General features: G+C 54.6%; 16 protein-coding genes and 1 pseudogene. 8 read left to right on the top strand and 9 right to left on the bottom strand.

Translation table 11 applies throughout. The features are described from left to right. Positions 1-2: 2 nt before the first annotated feature. Positions 3-1,007, bottom strand: coding sequence for a LacI family DNA-binding transcriptional regulator (locus tag C3F38_RS19205; protein ID WP_043147707.1), 1,005 nt, complete (start codon positions 1,005-1,007; stop codon positions 3-5). 642 nt (positions 1,008-1,649) lie between these two features. Here C3F38_RS19205 and C3F38_RS19200 point away from each other — a divergent pair. Then, on the top strand, positions 1,650-2,585 hold the full coding sequence (locus C3F38_RS19200; RefSeq protein ID WP_055316169.1) for a hypothetical protein: 936 nt from the start codon (positions 1,650-1,652) through the stop codon (positions 2,583-2,585). Positions 2,586-2,885: 300 nt separating this feature from the next. Here the strand turns inward: C3F38_RS19200 and C3F38_RS19190 are convergent, their stop codons facing one another. Further along, positions 2,886-3,779 (bottom strand): LysR family transcriptional regulator, encoded by an 894-nt coding sequence (locus C3F38_RS19190; protein WP_055316167.1) that lies wholly within the window; start codon positions 3,777-3,779, stop codon positions 2,886-2,888. Between the two features lie 107 nt (positions 3,780-3,886). Here C3F38_RS19190 and C3F38_RS19185 point away from each other — a divergent pair, with 107 nt between their 5' ends. Continuing rightward, positions 3,887-5,194 carry a serine hydrolase gene (locus tag C3F38_RS19185; RefSeq protein ID WP_055316165.1) on the top strand — a complete coding sequence of 436 codons (1,308 nt, stop codon included), beginning with the start codon at positions 3,887-3,889 and terminating at the stop codon, positions 5,192-5,194. 210 nt (positions 5,195-5,404) lie between these two features. Next, positions 5,405-5,626 (top strand): DUF6434 domain-containing protein, encoded by a 222-nt coding sequence (locus C3F38_RS19180; protein ID WP_047730881.1) that lies wholly within the window; start codon positions 5,405-5,407, stop codon positions 5,624-5,626. A gap of 298 nt (positions 5,627-5,924) precedes the next feature. On the opposite strand, the gene C3F38_RS19175 is transcribed toward C3F38_RS19180, so the two are convergent. The 4 genes and pseudogenes from C3F38_RS19175 to C3F38_RS19155 all read right to left on the bottom strand — a co-directional run. Continuing rightward, positions 5,925-6,683 (bottom strand): ankyrin repeat domain-containing protein, encoded by a 759-nt coding sequence (locus C3F38_RS19175; protein WP_038877897.1) that lies wholly within the window; start codon positions 6,681-6,683, stop codon positions 5,925-5,927. Between the two features lie 32 nt (positions 6,684-6,715). Further along, complete coding sequence (locus C3F38_RS19170; RefSeq protein WP_038877899.1) at positions 6,716-7,489, bottom strand: ankyrin repeat domain-containing protein; 774 nt, start codon at positions 7,487-7,489, stop codon at positions 6,716-6,718. Then, positions 7,486-8,037 (bottom strand): hypothetical protein, encoded by a 552-nt coding sequence (locus tag C3F38_RS26660; protein ID WP_055316163.1) that lies wholly within the window; start codon positions 8,035-8,037, stop codon positions 7,486-7,488. The genes C3F38_RS19170 and C3F38_RS26660 overlap by 4 nt, the downstream gene beginning before the upstream one ends. 368 nt (positions 8,038-8,405) lie before the next feature. Next, positions 8,406-8,615 (bottom strand): annotated as a pseudogene (locus C3F38_RS19155) (fatty acyl-AMP ligase); the annotation flags it as partial. 179 nt (positions 8,616-8,794) lie between these two features. Here C3F38_RS19155 and C3F38_RS19150 point away from each other — a divergent pair. Then, positions 8,795-8,998, top strand: coding sequence for a diacylglycerol kinase (locus tag C3F38_RS19150; RefSeq protein WP_229704736.1), 204 nt, complete (start codon positions 8,795-8,797; stop codon positions 8,996-8,998). A gap of 102 nt (positions 8,999-9,100) precedes the next feature. Then, the gene (locus C3F38_RS19145) at positions 9,101-10,000 is read left to right on the top strand and encodes a LysR family transcriptional regulator (RefSeq protein ID WP_047730266.1); all 900 of its coding nucleotides are present in this window, start codon (positions 9,101-9,103) and stop codon (positions 9,998-10,000) included. On the opposite strand, the gene C3F38_RS19140 is transcribed toward C3F38_RS19145, so the two are convergent. Together C3F38_RS19140 and C3F38_RS19135 are read right to left on the bottom strand one after the other, a co-directional pair. Then, the gene (locus C3F38_RS19140; protein ID WP_055316160.1) at positions 9,975-10,781 is read right to left on the bottom strand and encodes a substrate-binding domain-containing protein; all 807 of its coding nucleotides are present in this window, start codon (positions 10,779-10,781) and stop codon (positions 9,975-9,977) included. The two genes, C3F38_RS19145 and C3F38_RS19140, sit on opposite strands and share 26 nt — an antisense overlap. A 26-nt stretch (positions 10,782-10,807) precedes the next feature. Further along, the gene (locus C3F38_RS19135; protein ID WP_103767403.1) at positions 10,808-12,103 is read right to left on the bottom strand and encodes an MFS transporter; all 1,296 of its coding nucleotides are present in this window, start codon (positions 12,101-12,103) and stop codon (positions 10,808-10,810) included. Between the two features lie 670 nt (positions 12,104-12,773). Here C3F38_RS19135 and C3F38_RS19130 point away from each other — a divergent pair. Next, entirely contained in the window at positions 12,774-13,982 is a 1,209-nt protein-coding gene (locus C3F38_RS19130) for an aldose 1-epimerase family protein (RefSeq protein WP_055316158.1), read from the top strand. Positions 13,983-14,096: 114 nt separating this feature from the next. Here C3F38_RS19130 and C3F38_RS19125 read toward each other — a convergent pair whose 3' ends face one another. Beyond that, complete coding sequence (locus tag C3F38_RS19125) at positions 14,097-15,005, bottom strand: LysR family transcriptional regulator (protein ID WP_055316156.1); 909 nt, start codon at positions 15,003-15,005, stop codon at positions 14,097-14,099. 138 nt (positions 15,006-15,143) lie between these two features. Here C3F38_RS19125 and C3F38_RS19120 point away from each other — a divergent pair, with 138 nt between their 5' ends. Then, on the top strand, positions 15,144-16,064 hold the full coding sequence (locus C3F38_RS19120; RefSeq protein ID WP_055316154.1) for an alpha/beta hydrolase: 921 nt from the start codon (positions 15,144-15,146) through the stop codon (positions 16,062-16,064). Then, positions 16,064-16,999: an alpha/beta hydrolase gene (locus C3F38_RS19115; RefSeq protein ID WP_055316152.1), complete on the top strand. Its 936-nt coding sequence runs from the start codon at positions 16,064-16,066 to the stop codon at positions 16,997-16,999. Before C3F38_RS19120 ends, C3F38_RS19115 begins: the two co-directional genes overlap by 1 nt. The last annotated feature ends 5 nt before the right edge of the window (positions 17,000-17,004 follow it).

Below are 17,004 nucleotides of genomic sequence, written 5' to 3'. Positions count from 1 at the left end.
CGTCAGCGATTCAACAGCGAGCCGGTGAAGAATTCTCTGCGCACCGGCAGCTCGCCGCGCGGGCTGTTAATGGCGCTGAACAGCAGCTCCGCGGCGATCTCCCCCAGTTTCTGCGTATCGTGATACACCCCCGGAATGTGCAGGCCGTAAGCGCCGGCGCGCGGCGGTTCGTCTATCGAGAAGAACTTCACCTGTTCATAAAGCCCCATCTCGTGGCAGATGGCGATGGCGCCCAGCGTGATGATGCCATTCAGGCCGATGATGTAATCCGGGCGGTTCTCCGGCTGCGCCAGATAGGCGCGCACCTCGCTCTCTTGCGAGGTGAAATCGTAGTCGCCGTTGATGATATGGATCTCACGCCCGCTGCCCTGCAGCGCCGCGACGATGCCGGCGGTGCGCGTTAGCGTAATTTCCGAATCCGCCGGGCCGCCGATAATCAGCAGCTTCTGCTCCGGCTGCTCCGCCAGATAGCGCCCGGCCAGCACGCCGATCTCGCGGTTGTCGAGGAACACGCCGCTCAGCTGCTGATCGTAGAGATCGCGGTCGATCAGGATCAGTGGCACGCCGTACACCTCGGCCAGCTCGAGATAGGCGGGGCGGTAGCGCTTGTCGTCGCGCACCGCCGACAGCAGGATGCCGCGCGCCTTGTAGCCGAACAGCGCCTGAATGGCGCGCATTTCCGCCTCTTCGCTGCCGTCGGTGTCGAACAGCATGATCTGGTAACCCTGCTGACGCGCAATGCGCGACACGGTCTTGATCAGGCCGGAATAGAACGGGTTGTACATGCTGCTGGTGACGATGCCGATAATCTGGCTGCTGCTGCTTTTCAGCCCCTGCGCGAACGCGTTGGGCACATAGTTCAGCTCTTTGGCGATGGCGTGAATGCGCTCGCGGGTTTCCGGCTTGACCAGCTCGGGCTTATTGAAGGCGCGGGAAACGGTGATATTGGTCACCCTGGCGCGGCGGGCGATATCCACGATAGTGGCATTGGGATTGGCTTTCGACACCGTCTTTCCTTGCGTTATGCCTCAACAGATCCCTTATTGTAGGGAAAGGGCGGGGGCGGTGCTAGGGGGGAGTTGGGGGGAGGGAAAATAATGGAATGAATATAGAGGTAATAATGTCGTTAGTTTATTAATTGTAAGTTTAATTATTTTATGTGGCTATATTTTGTTGGCGGGGAGTTTGATAAGGTGTGTTTCATGGTCGAAGTTAGGTAACAATGGCTGCTTTGTGCCAGGAGCGGACGTTACTACTACTCGACCTAAAGTAAAGCAATTGTACTCATTAAATAGTGGCAATTAGGTTTGGTGCCCAGTCGAACGAAATCTCATGTCAGGCGAAAAAAAACGTCTGAAAAATGGATTAGCACATACGCATGTGTACTATGTATGTGCCATTTTTCGATTTAAAAGTCGCCATTTCCGATATTATTTTCACTGCCCATAATCTTTTGATTTATCAAAAAAGAGCCTTAGAGTGTGACACACGTTGCATTGAGCGGGGAACCTCATTAACAAATCTGCATGCACTTACAGAAGATATTATGTTCACGTCATATAACCATGCTAGGTTATATCTTGCACGTGGAGAATAATTATGATATTGGTGCTTCCAAAAATGAAGCATCTTAGATAAAGGATTAGTAAGTGGTTACATATAATTCAATGTGGTTAGCACCCCCTAAATCATGGGACGAGTTTGAGGATATGTGCAAAAGTTCATTCCAACTGCGGTGGTCCAATCCTAATCTGAACAGACATGGACGGTCAGGACAGAAGCAAGATGGAGTTGATGTGTATGGTGCTGACTCCTTCGGGCACTTCGTTGGAATCCAGTGTAAAAATACAGTATCAGGAATTAGCAGAGCGATAATCGATGATGAATTACTTAAGGCTGAAAAATTTAACCCAAAAATCACGGCTCTTTACATCGCTACGACGGCTCCCAGGGATGTCAACATTCAGAGCTATGTAAGAACACTCAACGATGCCAGACGATTAAATAGCCTGTTTCCTGTCGATGTTGCTTTCTGGGACGATGTTAGCTTTGATTTAAGGAAAGACCCAAGTGTACTCAGAATGTACTACCCGCAAATGTTCGAACAACACCAACCGACGAGGGAAGAACTTTTGCGTAAGAGAGATATCTCAAATTTGTCGACATTGTTGAATGTGATTGATTTTTCTTCAACAATAGACCACTTGCAGTGGGGCGCAAAATATATTCATTCATTAATTATTTCTGAATACGATAATATTCTGAACACTTTAAATTCACCAGTTTTTCAGCTGAGTGATGCAGATTTAGAACGCGTCATATATGATTTCGCAACGGCCTGGAGTAATCTAATTTCCTTATTTAGAAAAGCCCCATATAATTATTTAGCATCGCAAGATACTTTTAGTTTTATAAATCCCGGTGACTTCTGTCGAAATCAGGAGGAGAACGATTTATACGACGAAATCACGCATAGCATGGGCAATCTCCAAGTTAAAATTAGTAATTTTTGTGACTTTATAAACAATCACTACCATGAAATAAACTTAACTGAAACGAGCGCGAAAGCTAGGAAGTATTATTAAACCTTTTTTCTTAAGGGCTGCACTCACAGCCCTTAATGCAGTCATACTGCCATATCTTCATATTTTGCAATCGGTACGCAGTTGGGTGCTTTTCTTGAAGTCCGTTCCTCGCTCAAAGCCGCCCTTCAAATGCCACCATTCAAAGCAATAAACCAGCGCCAGCAGCGCTGGAGCGACGGCGGTGAGGCACTCACTGGGGAAAACAACAATCCCCGCTTAAGAGCGAACGGACAAACAACGCAGACGATGAGTTCTAGGCTCGATTACCAGTAACAACACCGCTAATCTAGCAGCGACTTTTCACCCCAACCCCCTTCGCCACAATCCCGGCAACAACCCCAGCGTCTCATCAATCAGCGCGCGTCGGTCATTGCCTGGTTTCCAGATGGTCACCATGGTTTGGCTGATCCCCTGGCTGCCCACTTCGGTGCGCAGCGTGTTGACGTTTTTCCACTGTTCGGCATGCATGTGCGTCGGCAAGAATCCCCAGCCGCAGCCCTGTTCGAGCAGGGCGCGTAGCATTTCCAGCTCGTTGGTAAATATTGTATGCCCGGAAATTTGCAGGCGGCGCGCCACCGGTTCGTCAGAATCCGGGTGCATGATCACCTGCGGCGTGAGCGAGAGTTCCAGCAGCGAGAGCGGCTGTTCCGCGCCGGGGAAAAGCGTTTTGGCGGCGTAAAAATCCATCGCTATCGCCCCTAAGGCGCGCCACTCCATGGCGTCGCCCACGCTGCGATGGCGCGCCTGGCAGATGCCCAGATCGGCCTGGCCGCTTGCCAGCAGGCTTTCCGCTTCGTCGCGCGAGGCGTTAATCAGGCTCAGGCGCGTGTTGCGTTGGGCCATCGCGGCAATCAGCGCCTGCAGTAGCGCGCGGGGCGTGAAGGGATCGTAGACCAGCGAGATTTCCTGCGTTGCGCTCTTCGGCACGTCTTTAGCAAACGCCTCAAACGCTTTCACCTGGCGCATCAGCAGGTGCGCCTGGCGCTGCAGCTGTTCGCCTTCCGGCGTCAGGTGCAGGCTGCGCCCCTCGCGCAGGAACAGTGCATAGCCCAAGCCATCCTCGAGAAAATCAATCAAATCGCGCAGCGTCGTGCGGTCTTTGCCCAGCTTGAGCGCGGCTTTCGCCAGGCTGCCGTGCTCGGCCACGGCGGTGAAGGCTTCCAGTTGGGCAAAGGAATAAATCAGGCTTGGCACGCGGCTCTCCCGTCGATTTTGCGGGGGATTTTCCCCCATCAGGCGTTTTTTATTATAGGCCGCGTTTTTTTAAGCTGAACGCCTTCCTGAGCTAAGCGAGAAAAAATATGAAAAGCAAAGTGTTTAACCGCAGCCTGCTGGCGGGCGTTGTCATCAGTCTCTGCAGCGGTCTGTTGGCGCCCGCCGCGCTGGCCGCCTGTGCGGGCACCGAACTCAGCGCCTGTCCGGCGCCTTTCGATGCGCAATTGCCGGACACGCACAAGATGCTCACCTGGAGCCAGAGCGACCGGGTGATCGGTTTTCGTAACGACTACCGCAACTATGCGGGGGATGTATTTCACCATGGCAACGCCACGCCGCTGCTTACTGCCGCTAAACAGCTAACCGATGCCAGTTATCGGGTGAATGGCAAAACCTACCACCTGCAGGATTACCTGCAGCGCCAGAACGTCAGCGGCATGCTGGTATTGAAAGACGGCAAAATCGCCTGGAAATATCTGGGGCAGGGCAATACCGACGCCACGCTGTGGACGTCGCGCTCGGTGGGTAAATCCGTGGTGGCCACGCTGGTGGGCGTGGCGATTAAACAGGGCAAAATCCGCTCGCTCGACGATCTCATCACGCAATACGAATCCGATCTGAAAGGCACCGCGTGGGACGGCGTGACCCTCGGGCAGCTGATCACCCACACCTCCGGCGTGGCGTGGAATGAGGATTACACCAACCCGAAATCGGACTTCGCGCAGCTGACCGAGTGTGAAGCCAAGCCCGGCACCTACGCCTGCGTGCGCAAGCTGGTGGCCGGTTTGCAGCGTGCGCATCCGGCCGGGCAGAACTGGTCTTACTCCTCCGGCGGCGCGTGGCTGCTGGGCGACGTGCTGGAGCGCGCCACCGGCATGCCGCTGGCGGCCTATCTGCAGCAAAGCATCTGGCAGCCCTACGGCATGGCGAGCGACGGCGTGTGGCATGCCTACGCCAAAGGCCAGCACGACGTGGGCGCGCACGGCTTTAACGCCACGCTGGAAGACTGGGGGCGCTTCGGCGAATTTATTCTGCATAACGGGAGGTTGCCGAACGGCAAACAGATCTTGCCGGCCGATTGGGTAGCCCAGTCGGCCAACTGGACGCGGGCAGCGGGCTCGGTGTCAGCGGCGCATCCTGACGGCATTTACGGATTCCAATGGTGGAACAACGAAGTGCCGGTGAATGCGGCCAACGTAGAACCCGCTCCGCAGGTATCCCTCAAGCATTCTCTGTGGGCGCTGGGGATCTTCGGCCAGATGATTATGGTCAATCAGGCGGAGAATCTGGTGATCGTCCAGTGGTCTACCTGGCCGCAGGCGGAGCCGTCTTTCAGCGCCCAACCGCTGGAGGCGTCGCTGATGTTTAGCGCGATAGCGAAGGAATTGCGTTAATTCCACGTAGCAAGCAGGGGCGGTTGCCATTTCGCCCCTGTTCGACGGCGATGGCATAAATGCGCTCGCGCATATAACAGCGCGGAAACGGCGATCTGGGCTATGCTTTTCCCCACATCCACTTTGCGCCGAAACGGGCGTGACAAAAGTGCGATATGTCAGGCCAGGTTGAAGCTCTTTATCGAACGGCTCTTCACAGGAGTGGTTAAATTGAAAATCGATTGGCATAGCGCATTGCTAACACGCGCCACGATCGTGGATAAAAGCTACAAAAATACGCAAAACGTTCGTCGTTTCATGGTTGAGGCGTGCGGAGAGGATTTTCGCTTCGATCGTGAATTTATGGCATGGATACGCAATGACATGCCAAAGACGTTAGGTGATGTCGCCGATGAGTGGCGGCGCAGGCACTCCCTCAACCCTGGCCGATAGGGTTCAACCTGCGGGCCGCTTGGTACTTTTCTTTTCTCGCAAACCTTGCCAAGATCGCCTTTACACCAGCGCCAGGATCAGTAGCGGCGGGGTGAGCAGCCATTCAACACCTGCTCAAAGATGTGGAATACATAGTTAGGTACTTTGTCGATCGCGGGAAAGTGCTCTGTGTTGTGAGCGGGTGCCAATGAAAACGTTACTTGGTGAAACATGCATCTGGGCTGAGAAAATTTAGCCAGACGCCATCTGACAGCCTCAGTATAAATAACCGGAAGCTGTCAGATCAGCGTTGATGAAATTACTGCGCTTCCTTTGCCCCTTTCAAAAGCATGAGCTCGAGTATTTTCTTACACTGTTCATTGTATTCTGAGCCATCTTGGCTGTCTTTTATTTGCCGATTCACTGCTGTTAACAGCGAAAGATTGTTTATATTTACTGGGTTAGGATTCGCACCCCGATTGAGCAGTAGGGTCATGTGTTCAAAGGCTGAGCTAAAAAAAGCATCCATTAATAAGGTTTGTTGCAAGGAGTCTCTGATATTTATATCCGCTCCGTAATCCAGCATCACCTTTAACGTTTCAGTGTTTTTGGCTTTGATTGTTTGGAATACAATGGGTTCATTGAATACCTTATCTTTTGCGTTTGGCGGTAAACCGCCGTCGAGCATGGCTTTGACCCAAATCCCCTTGTCGGCTTTCATGACGAATTCCGCTGGGCTGCTCCCGCCCTCCGGTCTGGGTTGCAGCGGATCTGCACCGTCTTTAACCAGGTCGGTTATTATTTTCAGCCTTTCCGGCGTATTTTTATCGTAGATTGCGTTTAGCACCGACCAAAACAGCAGGGGCATGTCCGCCTTAACCGGTCGATTCATTTCTTCCTTGCTTATAGAAGGAAGCTTTTCTTTTAGTTTCACTTCATCGCCATCATAAATCAGCTGTGCGATATCCAGTTGCCGGCCTTCAAAAAAATCCTGTGGCTCATATTCCATGTTTTTGTTGCATCCTTGCATCATGAGAACAGTAAATAGTAACGCCATTGCCATTATCAACTTTCTCATATTCTCTCCCTGATAGTGGCGATAGAATAGAGTCAATTCTCTACAGGTAGTGGAGGCCAGTCACCACCCTTTTTAATTAACAACTCTTTTATCTTATTAATTTTCTCTTTGTCTTCGGCATCTCCTACGTCTCTATCTATAAAGCGTTGGAGCTGATTACCCATAGTCCAACCAAACTTCCCTTTGATTTTACTATCCGCGCCTCTCTCCAACAGAAGTATAGTATGATCAAACGAACGAGAATCCAGTGAGCTTATTAACAAGGTGTTTCCCAATGAATCCCTTGTGTTTATATCCGCACCATAATCCAACATCACCTTTAAAGTCTCAGTGTTTTTCGCGTCTAACGCTTCGAATATAATTGGCTCGTTATGAACTTTATCTCTAGAATTCGGTGGTAACCCACCATCCAACATTGCTTTTATCCAGACGCCTTTATCGCCCTGCAGGACAAACTCAGCTGGACTGCTTCCCCCTTCCGGTCTGGGTTGCAATGGGTCTGCACCCGCTTTAACCAAGTCAGTAATAATGCTCAGTCTTTTAGGCGTATTTTTATCATAGATTGCGTTTAGCACCGACCAAAACAGCAGGGTCATGTCTGCTTTCACTGGTCGATTCAGTTCTTCCTTGCTTATTGAAGGAAGCTTCTCATTCAGTTTCACTTCGTCGCCATCATAAATCAGCTTTGCGACTTCCAGTTGACGGCCTTCAAAAAAATCCTGTGGTTCATATTCCATGTTTTTTTTGCATCCTTGCATCATGAGAACAGTAAAGAGTAACGCGACTGCCATTATCAACTTGCTCATATTCTCCCCCTAATAGTGGCGACATCCTCGTCTTTCTGGTCTTCAATCAACGTTATTGTCTGGTCTATACGGTGTTTATCGAGCAGGATTCCTGCCCCACCGGCAAGCGTGTGCGGTATGCCAGCGGCATCAGGCAGCGCCAGTGATGACCACTCTTTCAAGGTGAAAGGCAATGCTACGCCCCAGGGTTTTTGCAAAGAATCGGGCAGGGCATTTTTTATAAGCTCATAATCACTTTCGTTATTGTCGGCGTAAAATGGCCCCATCGTCGCCAACACACCGGGCCGGGTTTCGACCGCCACGACAACGCCGCTCATCAGGTCGCTCTGCACTCTTGCGCGCAAGTTAGAGCTTATTCCGTTTTGCGTAACGCCAACTTCACGGCGGATCCGCTCACCACCGCGAAAACCAGAAAAAAGCGACAGAATGTCTTTATCCGGCATGTATGAAAGGCCGTGACAGGCGCGGGAAGGGCTGACTATACGGGGGAATTCATCAGGTGAAATAATATCATCGGCGATATACAGCAGTTTCAAACGGGAAAACATAGTGTGTCTCTTCCTTTGCTTGCTGCGTCTCGGCCTGTTCAGGCGGGCGCTCGCACTCCTTGCACTCGATGGGCCCTGAGGGGGCATGTTATCGAACGGCAGTCAGCGGTAGCTAACGGCGCATAGGACACCAGATAAGGGATGATAACGGCTCAAGCCAATTTGTAAAGCCGGCCAAAGATTAACCGGAAAGTTCTTGTTTTCCAAAGGCTGCTGCGGGTTTTTAACCCCGCCGATCAAACCGATAAACCAGCGCCAACGCCAGCGCCAGGATCAAAAGCGGCGGGGCGAGGGCGGTGAAGGGCGCGTTGAGGGCGAACAGCAACCCCAGGTTGAGGACGATCTGGTAAGCGATGTAGGTCAGCAGCCTTCTTGAGCTTCAGGGACAATAAACGCCGCGCGCCCGAGATCGCTTTTTGCTGCAGCGTGCGATATTCGAGAACGGTCACGAGTTGATTGCGCCGATCGTAAAAATTCATTCCCGTATTGCCCAGCGCCGCGTAATCCAACGCGTCCACTAAAGTGGGGAAGTCCGCATAGCGCATGGGAAGAGAATGAACGGAACTTGTTTCAGACATAGACAAACTAGCCATAGATTAAAAATCACCAAAAGAGATAAAAGACTCTTGGCGAGGTAATTGATATTTTACTATGAATAGGTTTTGAATAAGTTTGTTATTCAACCATCTTCATTCCACGAACATTAGTTATTAACGTCATTTTACTGGTTGTTACATTTGGTTTGGATATTACAAAAATGGAGCGGCTGTTATTAATCGCCTGCAGTTTCTTGCTATTGGTGGTGGAGCTGCTGAATACGGCGATTGAAACCGTGGTCGATCGCATTTCGCTGGAATTGCATCCGTTATCCAAACGCGCCAAAGATTTGGGCGGCGCAGCGCGGCTGGTGGCGGTGATAATGACCATCATTATTTGGGGGACGGTGCTGTTGGGAGGATAACGGCGAGGCGCGCTTCGGCATTAAACCGGTTGCTGCGGCTAAATAAGCGGCTATTATCGTTGCTTTGCGCCTTTGGCGCCATGGTAAGGATAGGTTGCCGCTATGCCCGTGAATTTTGATCTCAACGATCTTTATGCCTTCCGCGCGCTGGTGGAGTACGGCAATTTTCGGCTGGCTGCGGAGTCTATCTGCCTGTCGCAGTCGGCGCTGAGCCGCAGGATTGAGAAGCTGGAAAACGCGCTGGGCAGCAAACTGTTCGATCGCACCACCCGGCGCGTGACCTTGACGCTGTACGGGCAGGCTTTTGCCGAGCGTTCGGATCAGCTGCTGATGAATGTCGAAGCGGTGTTGGCCGATATCGATAAGGTCAGCCAGGAGCGTACCGGGCTGGTCACCGTCGCCACGGTGCCGTCGGCGGCCTACTATTTCATGCCCGACGTGATACGCCGCTTCCGGCTTCGCTATCCGCGCGTGCGCGTTAAGCTGATCGACGGCAGCGCAGGCAATGTCATTGAGGCGGTCACCGGCGGCCAGGCCGATTTCGGCATCTGCTTTGCCGGGCGGCTGCAACCTCATCTTGAATTTGTGCCGTTGGTGGGGGACGTTTACGTGGCCGCTTGCCGACGCGACCATCCGCTCGCCGCTAAAAAGAGCCTCACCTGGCGGGAATTTTATCAGCAGGACTACGTGTCGCTGGATAAAACCTCCGGCAATCGCAATCTGCTCGATCAGCGCCTGGAACACCTCATGCCGGAGCGCCCCAGCGTGTGCGAAACTCGCCATGTGACGACCATGCTGGGCATGGTTGAGGCGGGCATCGGCATTGCCGCCGTGCCCGCCATGTCGATGCCCGCTTCAGAACATTCGGTGTTGACGTCGGTGCCGCTGGTCGATCCGGTGGTGAAACGCACCGTAGGCCTCATCAGACGCGGCGGCCGCATGCAGTCTTTCGTCGCCGCCGAGCTGGAAAAGCTGATTACTGAACAGTATCACTCTGCCTGACCGGCTGCTGCGCCGGCACGGTTCGCATGCCGGTTGCGCGAATGGTCAGCTGTGCCTGAGAGGAGGCGAGGAAGTCCAGCAGCGCTTTGCCTTCGCGGCGGTGCTCCGCTTTGGCGGTTACCGCGCCGGCGAAGCGGGTGATGTACTGCACGTTTTCCGGCAGCTCGCCGATAAAGGTCACGCCCGCCACGGGCAGCAATTCGCTGACCTGCTGGAAGCCCAGCGCATATTTACCTTGCGCCACTTCAGAAGCCACCGGAATGCGCTCAACCACGTGCGCTTTTCCTTTCACCTGTTCCTCGATGCCCAGCTTTTTGAACAGTTGGCCGCTGACGTAGCGGCCGCTGGCGCTGTCGGAATAGGCGAAAGAGTCAGCCTGCAGCAAGACATTGCGCAGGTCGGCATCCGTTTTTATCACCGGCTTGGGCGCGCCCTGTTTGACCACCATGCCGATCGGCGAATCGGCCAGCTCCACGCGCGAACCCGGCTGGGTCCAGCGCTCTTTTTCCAGTTGGGTGAGTGCGTCGCCCACCATGATCAGCACATCGGCTTGCTCTCCGCGCACCAGCCGCGCGGGGATCGCCTGTGGCGTTTTGCCCATCGAAGGGCCGGACACCAGAATGATTTTGTCGCCGCTTTGGGCTTCATACTCCGGGGCCAGCTTCTCCAGCGCGGCTTTGAAGCCGCCGGAGATCATGACGGTCACGTCTTTGGCCAGCGCCGCCGTACTGCAGGAGGCGCACACCAGCGCGGCGAGGATCGAACGAGTGAGTTTTTGCATGGCATTATTCCTTTTGCGATGGAGGCTTAGCGCGCGGTTTGCAGCGGCATGGCGATGCGGCGATACAGATACAGCGTCGCCAGCAGGGCGCACAGCGCGGCGAAGCTCATCCAGTAGCCCGGTGAAGCCTTGTCGCCGGTGTATTCGATCAACGCGGTGGAGACCACCGGCGTAAAGCCGCCGAACACCGCCGTCGCCAGGCTGTAGGCCAGCGAGAATCCGGCCACCCGTACTTCAGTTGGCATGATCTCCGTCAAGGCCGGGATCATCGCGCCGTTGTACAGGCCGTAAATGAAGGACAGCCACAGCAGCACGGCCAGCATCATGCTGAAGCTGGGGGCGGCGGCGAGCAGGCTCAGCGCCGGGTAGGCGGTGGCCAACGTCAGCAACGTCATGGCGACCAGCACCGGTTTGCGGCCGAAACGGTCCGACAGCGCGCCGCCGATGGGCAGCCAGATGAAGTTGGAGATCGCCACCAGAAGGGTGACCAGCAAGCTGTCGGAAGCGCTGAGTAGCAGCACCTTTTTGCCGAAGGTCGGCGCATAGACGGTGATCAGGTAAAACGCGGTGGTGGTCATGGCGACCATCAGCATACCGGCGATCACCACCGGCCAGTTTTTCAGCAGGGTTTTAAACACGTCGCGCATCGCCAGGTGGTGACGGCGGGCGGTAAATTCCTGCGTCTCTTCCAGCTTGCGGCGCAGGATGAAGATGAAGGGAACGATCAGGCAGCCGAACAGGAACGGAATGCGCCAGCCCCACTCGCGAATGGCGCTTTCTTCCAGCGCCGCATTGAGCGCGAAGCCCATGGCTGCCGCCACCATGATAGCCACCTGCTGGCTGCCGGACTGCCAGCTGGTGTGGAAGCCTTTACGGCCTGGCGTGGCGATCTCGGCCAGATAAACGGACACGCCGCCCAGCTCCGCGCCCGCCGAGAAGCCTTGCAACAGGCGCCCGCACAGCACCAGCAGCGGCGCCCAAAGCCCGATGCTTTGGTAAGAGGGGATCAGCACGATCAGGAAGGTGCCCGCAGCCATGATCGACAGGGTCACGATCAGCCCTTTGCGGCGGCCGACTTTATCGATGTAAGCGCCCAGCACGATGGCGCCGATCGGGCGCATCAGAAAACCTGCGCCGAATACCGCGAAGGTCATCATCAGCGAGGCGAACTCGCTGCTGGCCGGGAAAAAGGTGTGTGCAATGTAGGTGGCGTAAAAGCCGAACAGGAAAAAATCGAACTGCTCTAAAAAGTTGCCGGAAGTGACGCGCAGGATCGCGCCGGTTCTGGCCCGGGTGGTCATGGGTGAGGTAGAGGAATGCATCTTTATCTCCAGTTTGTTATGGGCGCCTGACGCCGCGCCTGTCGCTGAAGACTCGCTCAGGAAAATAAACTAAATAAGCGCAATAAACGCATGGCGCGATGCGTTTGACGCATCAATCGGCGTTAACAATGTTGCCTAACCCGGCGTAACGTGGCGTTAACAAATTTATTGCTCACCGCCCGCGGCGTAGAACGCCGAAAACGGCATGCGCATTTTGTGACAGGGTTCATAAAGGGGCGGCGAAGAAACGCCCCATGCCTTGTGCTGTAAGCGCTAACGGCAGAAAGGCACCAAGCCCGCTCAGGCTCCCCCGAGCGGGCTTTTCGCAATATGGCACCTCCGATATCAGGAGGCAGTCGTGAAAGCAAAGAGGCCAGGCTGTATGGGCGCTTTCGTTAGGGCCAGATAGCGTTAACAAGCCACCCGCCGTGCCTTCGCGATAAACCATCCTCTTGCTTAAAGCTGAAACGATACGACTTGTGTTGATGAGTCCCTCACTTAAACGTGCAAGAACTCAATGCATTTCATTAAAATTGCCATGATGTTCGTATTTTTATCGCACTATTTATTCAAATATTCACCCGGTGAAGCTCATCACATTTCTTTAACCTGCTTAACAGTAGATTTTTCTCGTGAATAAAAAAATCGATTCAGCCAAAGGGGAAGGGAAATGAAGAAAACGTGGGTTATAGCGGTGTTTTCGGCTCTGATTTCAGGGCAGACGGCGGCGCAGAGTTGGGTGCTGACCAGCGCTGAAGATGGCGTGGAGAAAGGAAACTGGCAAATAACGAGTGAGGCGCTGAAGGTTAAGGATAAAACGTTCAGCATTGAGCAGAAAGTGTTGCACGGCGGCAAGCAGGAAGGCAGCAAAGTCGTGATTATCCGCAGCCAGGATGGCCTGACCATCACGCTGAGCCCCACGCGCGGCATGAACCTCCTGAGGGCAGAAGGATTTGGCGCGAAAATGGGATGGGATTCCCCGGTCAAAGAGGTGGTCAACCCCGCCTTTATCAACCTGGAAAGCCGCAATGGGCTCGGTTGGCTGGAAGGTTTCAATGAGATGATGGTGCGTTGTGGCTATGAGTGGACCGGTCATCCGGTGACCGAAGGAGGGCAAATTTACACGTTGCACGGTAAAGCGGGCAATACGCCGGCCTCGCGGGTTGAGGTTGAGGTAGCGGATACGGCGCCGTATGAAATTCGTATTCGCGGCCTGATCAAAGAGAACACATTCAAAAAAGCCGATCTGCAAACCCTGACCGAACTGCGCTACGTGCCCGGCAGCAACAGTTTCAGCCTGCATGATGTGTTAACCAACCGGGCGGATTACCCCCATGACTACCAGATTATTTATCACAGTAATTTCGGTGCGCCGATTCTGGAAAATGGCGCCCGCTTCCTGGCGCCGATGGCCAGCATCAGCCCGTTTAACGACTATGCCAAAGCCGGGCTGAAGACCTGGGGAACCTATGCCGGCCCCACCAAAGGGTTTGATGAAATGGTCTTTAACATTAAGCCATTATCGGACCCGAATCATCAGGCGCTGGCGGCGCTGGTCAATAACGCGGGCGACAAAGGGGTGGCTATTCAGTTCGATACCCGTCAATTGCCCGTCCTGACGCTGTGGAAGAATACCGATACGTTAAAACAGGGGTATGTGACGGGGATTGAGCCGGGCACCAGCTATGCCTATCCGGTCACTATCGAGCGCGAACAAAAACGCGTTAAACAGCTGCAGCCTGGCGCCAGTGCGCAGTTTGATCTGACCTATACCTTGCTGCACAGCAAGGCGCAGGTGGCGGATCTGGAGAAGAAGATTGCTGATATTCAGGGCAAGGTAAAAATCGATGAGAATGCTGTGCCGATAGCCAAAGAGTAGCGCTTCCTTGCGACTCATTTAGCGCTAAAAAACAAAAAGCCCGCTCAGGTTTCCCTGAGCGGGCTTTTCTCGATATGGCTTATTGTCAGGGGGCGTTCGCGCGGCAGAACGCCGCTACTTTGGGGCAGGTGCCCCATCAAACTTCAGCACATCAATGAGCAGAGAAAAGGCGGAGCCAGGGTGTTTGCGATGCGGGTAGTAAAGGTGATACCCCGGTAAATCCGGGGTGAACTTGTCCAAGACGCGGACGAGTTTTTTCTCATCAAGGGCGGTCTGCACCTGATCGTAGGGCAGGTAGGCCAGACCGTGCCCGTCGATTGCGGCATCCAGGATCAGGTCGATGGTGTTTAACAACAGCTGGCCTTCCATGCGTACCCGGACTTCACGCCCACCGCGGATGAGCCGCCAGCGGTTGGCGGTAGCCGATGTGGGAAGATAGAGGTTAATCGCCTGATGATCGACCAGCTGCGCCACCGATGTCGGGGTGCCTCGTCGGGCGAGATAGACCGGTGCGCCGACGATCGCCATCGGAATGTCAGGCCCTATGCGCACGGCAATCATATCCTTATCCATCTCTCCCCCCAGGCGGACGCCGGCATCGAAACGTTCGGCGACCACATCGCTCAGGCCGTAGTCGATGACGAGCTGCACATTAATTTCAGGGTGGGATTTCAGCAGCGTGCGCATGGCCGGCAGCAATATCGTCTTTGCCGCGTGTTCAACCGTGGTGATGCGTAGCGTGCCGGAAGGCCGATCGCGCAGGTCGCCCAATGAGGTCATGACCGCATCTAAGTCATGCAGCATGGGGCCGAGAGTCGACAAGAGTTGCTCGCCGGCTTCCGTGGGCACCACGCTGCGCGTGGTACGCGTCAGCAGACGAAACCCCAACCGTTCCTCAATGCGGCGGACTATCTGGCTTAACGCCGATTGCGCCATCCCCAGGCGGGCGGCTGCCCGGGTGAAACTGCGTTCCTCTGCAACCACCACGAATGCCACCAGATCGGCTATCTCATCACGTTTCATCTCTGTTTCACGCTCAGCTGATTAATCATTTAAATGATAGGTTCAATCATGATTTTGGGTCTAATCATCTGAATGTTCAATATCTATAGTGATAACACCCAACGTTGCAGTTAACCGATAACCCCTACGAGGAACCGGATGATGAACCAGAAAATCCACTTCACTAATAGCAATAACCCGACGATTGATCTCTCCGCCGTGCTCTATTTGCCACCGGCATTCGACGCGAACCGCCAGTATCCGGCTATCGTCGTTTCTCACCCGGGCGGCGGCGTGAAAGAGCAAACTGCCGGAACCTACGCAGAAAAACTGGCGGAACAGGGCTTTGTGACCGTGGCTTACGATGCCTCTTATCAGGGGGAAAGCGGCGGCCAACCTCGTCAGTTGGAAAACCCTTATATCCGCACCGAAGACGTCAGCGCGGTGATTGATCACCTGACCACGCTGCCTTATATCGACAATGCGCGCATTGGCGCGATGGGAATTTGCGCCGGGGCGGGCTATACCGTGAACGCCGCGATTCAGGATCGACGCATCAAGGCGATCGGCACCGTCAGCGCCGTCAATATCGGCTCGATGTTCCGCAACGGGTGGGAAAACAATGTGAAGTCCATTGATGCGCTGCCGTATGTTGAGGCAGGCTCCAACGCCCGTACCGGTGATATCAACAGCGGTGAACATGCCACCATGCCGCTGGCGCCGATGAAAGAATCCGATGCGTCGAACGAAGAGCTGCGTCAGGCCTGGGAGTATTATCACACTCCGCGCGCGCAATATCCGACGGCGCCTGGTTATGCCACGCTGCGCAGCCTCAACCAGATCATTACCTACGACGCCTACCATATGGCCGAAGTGTATCTGACTCAGCCGGTGCAGATTGTGGCGGGCAGCGTGGCGGGGAGTAAATGGATGAGTGACGATTTATACGATCGTGCATCAAGCCGTGATAAGCGCTACCACATCGTCGAAGGCGCGAATCATATGGATCTGTATGACGGCAAAGCCTATGTCGCAGAAGCCATCTCCGTCCTGGCTCCCTTCTTTCAGGAGACGCTGTAATGCAAAACGTTCGCATCCAAAACGCCGACATGGCCTGGCACATCGCCGCCCACATTCAATTGCCGCCGGGGTTCGATGAATCCAAACGCTACCCGACGGTGGTCAGCGTCCATCCTTTCGGCAGCTGTAAGGAACAAACCTCCGGCAATGTTTACGGCAAGGCGCTGGCTGAGAAGGGCTACGTCGTTATCGCCTATGACGCCAGCTTTCAGGGGGGATCCGGCGGGGCTCCGCGCTGGGTAGAGGATCCGACCCAACGGGTGGAAGACATCAGCCGCGTCATCGACTACGCCGTTACCTTGCCGTATGTCGATGCGGAACGTATCGGCGTGCTGGGCATTTGCGGCGGTGGCGGCTATGCCGTCAATGCCACGCTGACAGAGAAACGCATCAAAGCCGTAGTGAGCATCACCGGCGTGAATATCGGGCGGCTCTTCCGCGAAGGTTTCAGCGGTTATGATCCGCTAGCGGCGCTGAATGCGATGGCCGCGCAGCGCACCCTTGAAGCGCGCGGCGGCGAGCTTCAGGTCAATGAGCTGCTGCCCGCCAGCCCTGAGGCGGCAACCGCCCACGGGCTCACCGAGCGCGACGTTTTTGAAGCCACGGACTACTACAAGACCGCGCGCGGCCAGCAGCCGGGCGGGGCGACGCGCATGTTGTTCTCACATGCGCAAAAAACGCTGGCCTGGGATGCCTTCGCGTTTGCCGAGGTGCTGCTGACTCAGCCGGTGATGGTGGTGGTGGGGGAGAAAGTCGGTGCCTTTGGCGCCTATCGCGATGGGATGGAAGTCTACGGGCGTGCAACGGCTTCGCAGCATCGTGAGCTGGTTTCGTTGGCGGATTTCTCACACTACGAGCTGTATGACCAACCGGAAGCCGTTCGTGAAGCGTTGGACAAGGTGCTGCCGTTTTTCGCCGCGCACCTGGGTGAATAATCGAT

The organism is Serratia sp. SSNIH1, assembly GCF_002935055.1.
GTDB lineage: Bacteria > Pseudomonadota > Gammaproteobacteria > Enterobacterales > Enterobacteriaceae > Serratia > Serratia nevei.
This window is presented reverse-complemented; position numbering and strand designations above follow the sequence as displayed.

What these genes read in the sequence shown, in the direction of transcription:
- C3F38_RS19140 (WP_055316160.1), bottom strand. Translation starts at nt 10,781, where the DNA reads ATGCAAAAACTCACTCGTTCGATCCTCGCCGCGCTGGTGTGCGCCTCC.
- C3F38_RS19120 (WP_055316154.1), top strand. Translation starts at nt 15,144, where the DNA reads ATGATGAACCAGAAAATCCACTTCACTAATAGCAATAACCCGACGATT.
- C3F38_RS19135 (WP_103767403.1), bottom strand. Translation starts at nt 12,103, where the DNA reads ATGCATTCCTCTACCTCACCCATGACCACCCGGGCCAGAACCGGCGCG.
- C3F38_RS19115 (WP_055316152.1), top strand. Translation starts at nt 16,064, where the DNA reads ATGCAAAACGTTCGCATCCAAAACGCCGACATGGCCTGGCACATCGCC.
- C3F38_RS19130 (WP_055316158.1), top strand. Translation starts at nt 12,774, where the DNA reads ATGAAGAAAACGTGGGTTATAGCGGTGTTTTCGGCTCTGATTTCAGGG.
- C3F38_RS19145 (WP_047730266.1), top strand. Translation starts at nt 9,101, where the DNA reads ATGCCCGTGAATTTTGATCTCAACGATCTTTATGCCTTCCGCGCGCTG.
- C3F38_RS19170 (WP_038877899.1), bottom strand. Translation starts at nt 7,489, where the DNA reads ATGAGCAAGTTGATAATGGCAGTCGCGTTACTCTTTACTGTTCTCATG.
- C3F38_RS19125 (WP_055316156.1), bottom strand. Translation starts at nt 15,005, where the DNA reads ATGAAACGTGATGAGATAGCCGATCTGGTGGCATTCGTGGTGGTTGCA.
- C3F38_RS19150 (WP_229704736.1), top strand. Translation starts at nt 8,795, where the DNA reads ATGGAGCGGCTGTTATTAATCGCCTGCAGTTTCTTGCTATTGGTGGTG.
- C3F38_RS19175 (WP_038877897.1), bottom strand. Translation starts at nt 6,683, where the DNA reads ATGAGAAAGTTGATAATGGCAATGGCGTTACTATTTACTGTTCTCATG.
- C3F38_RS19185 (WP_055316165.1), top strand. Translation starts at nt 3,887, where the DNA reads ATGAAAAGCAAAGTGTTTAACCGCAGCCTGCTGGCGGGCGTTGTCATC.
- C3F38_RS26660 (WP_055316163.1), bottom strand. Translation starts at nt 8,037, where the DNA reads ATGTTTTCCCGTTTGAAACTGCTGTATATCGCCGATGATATTATTTCA.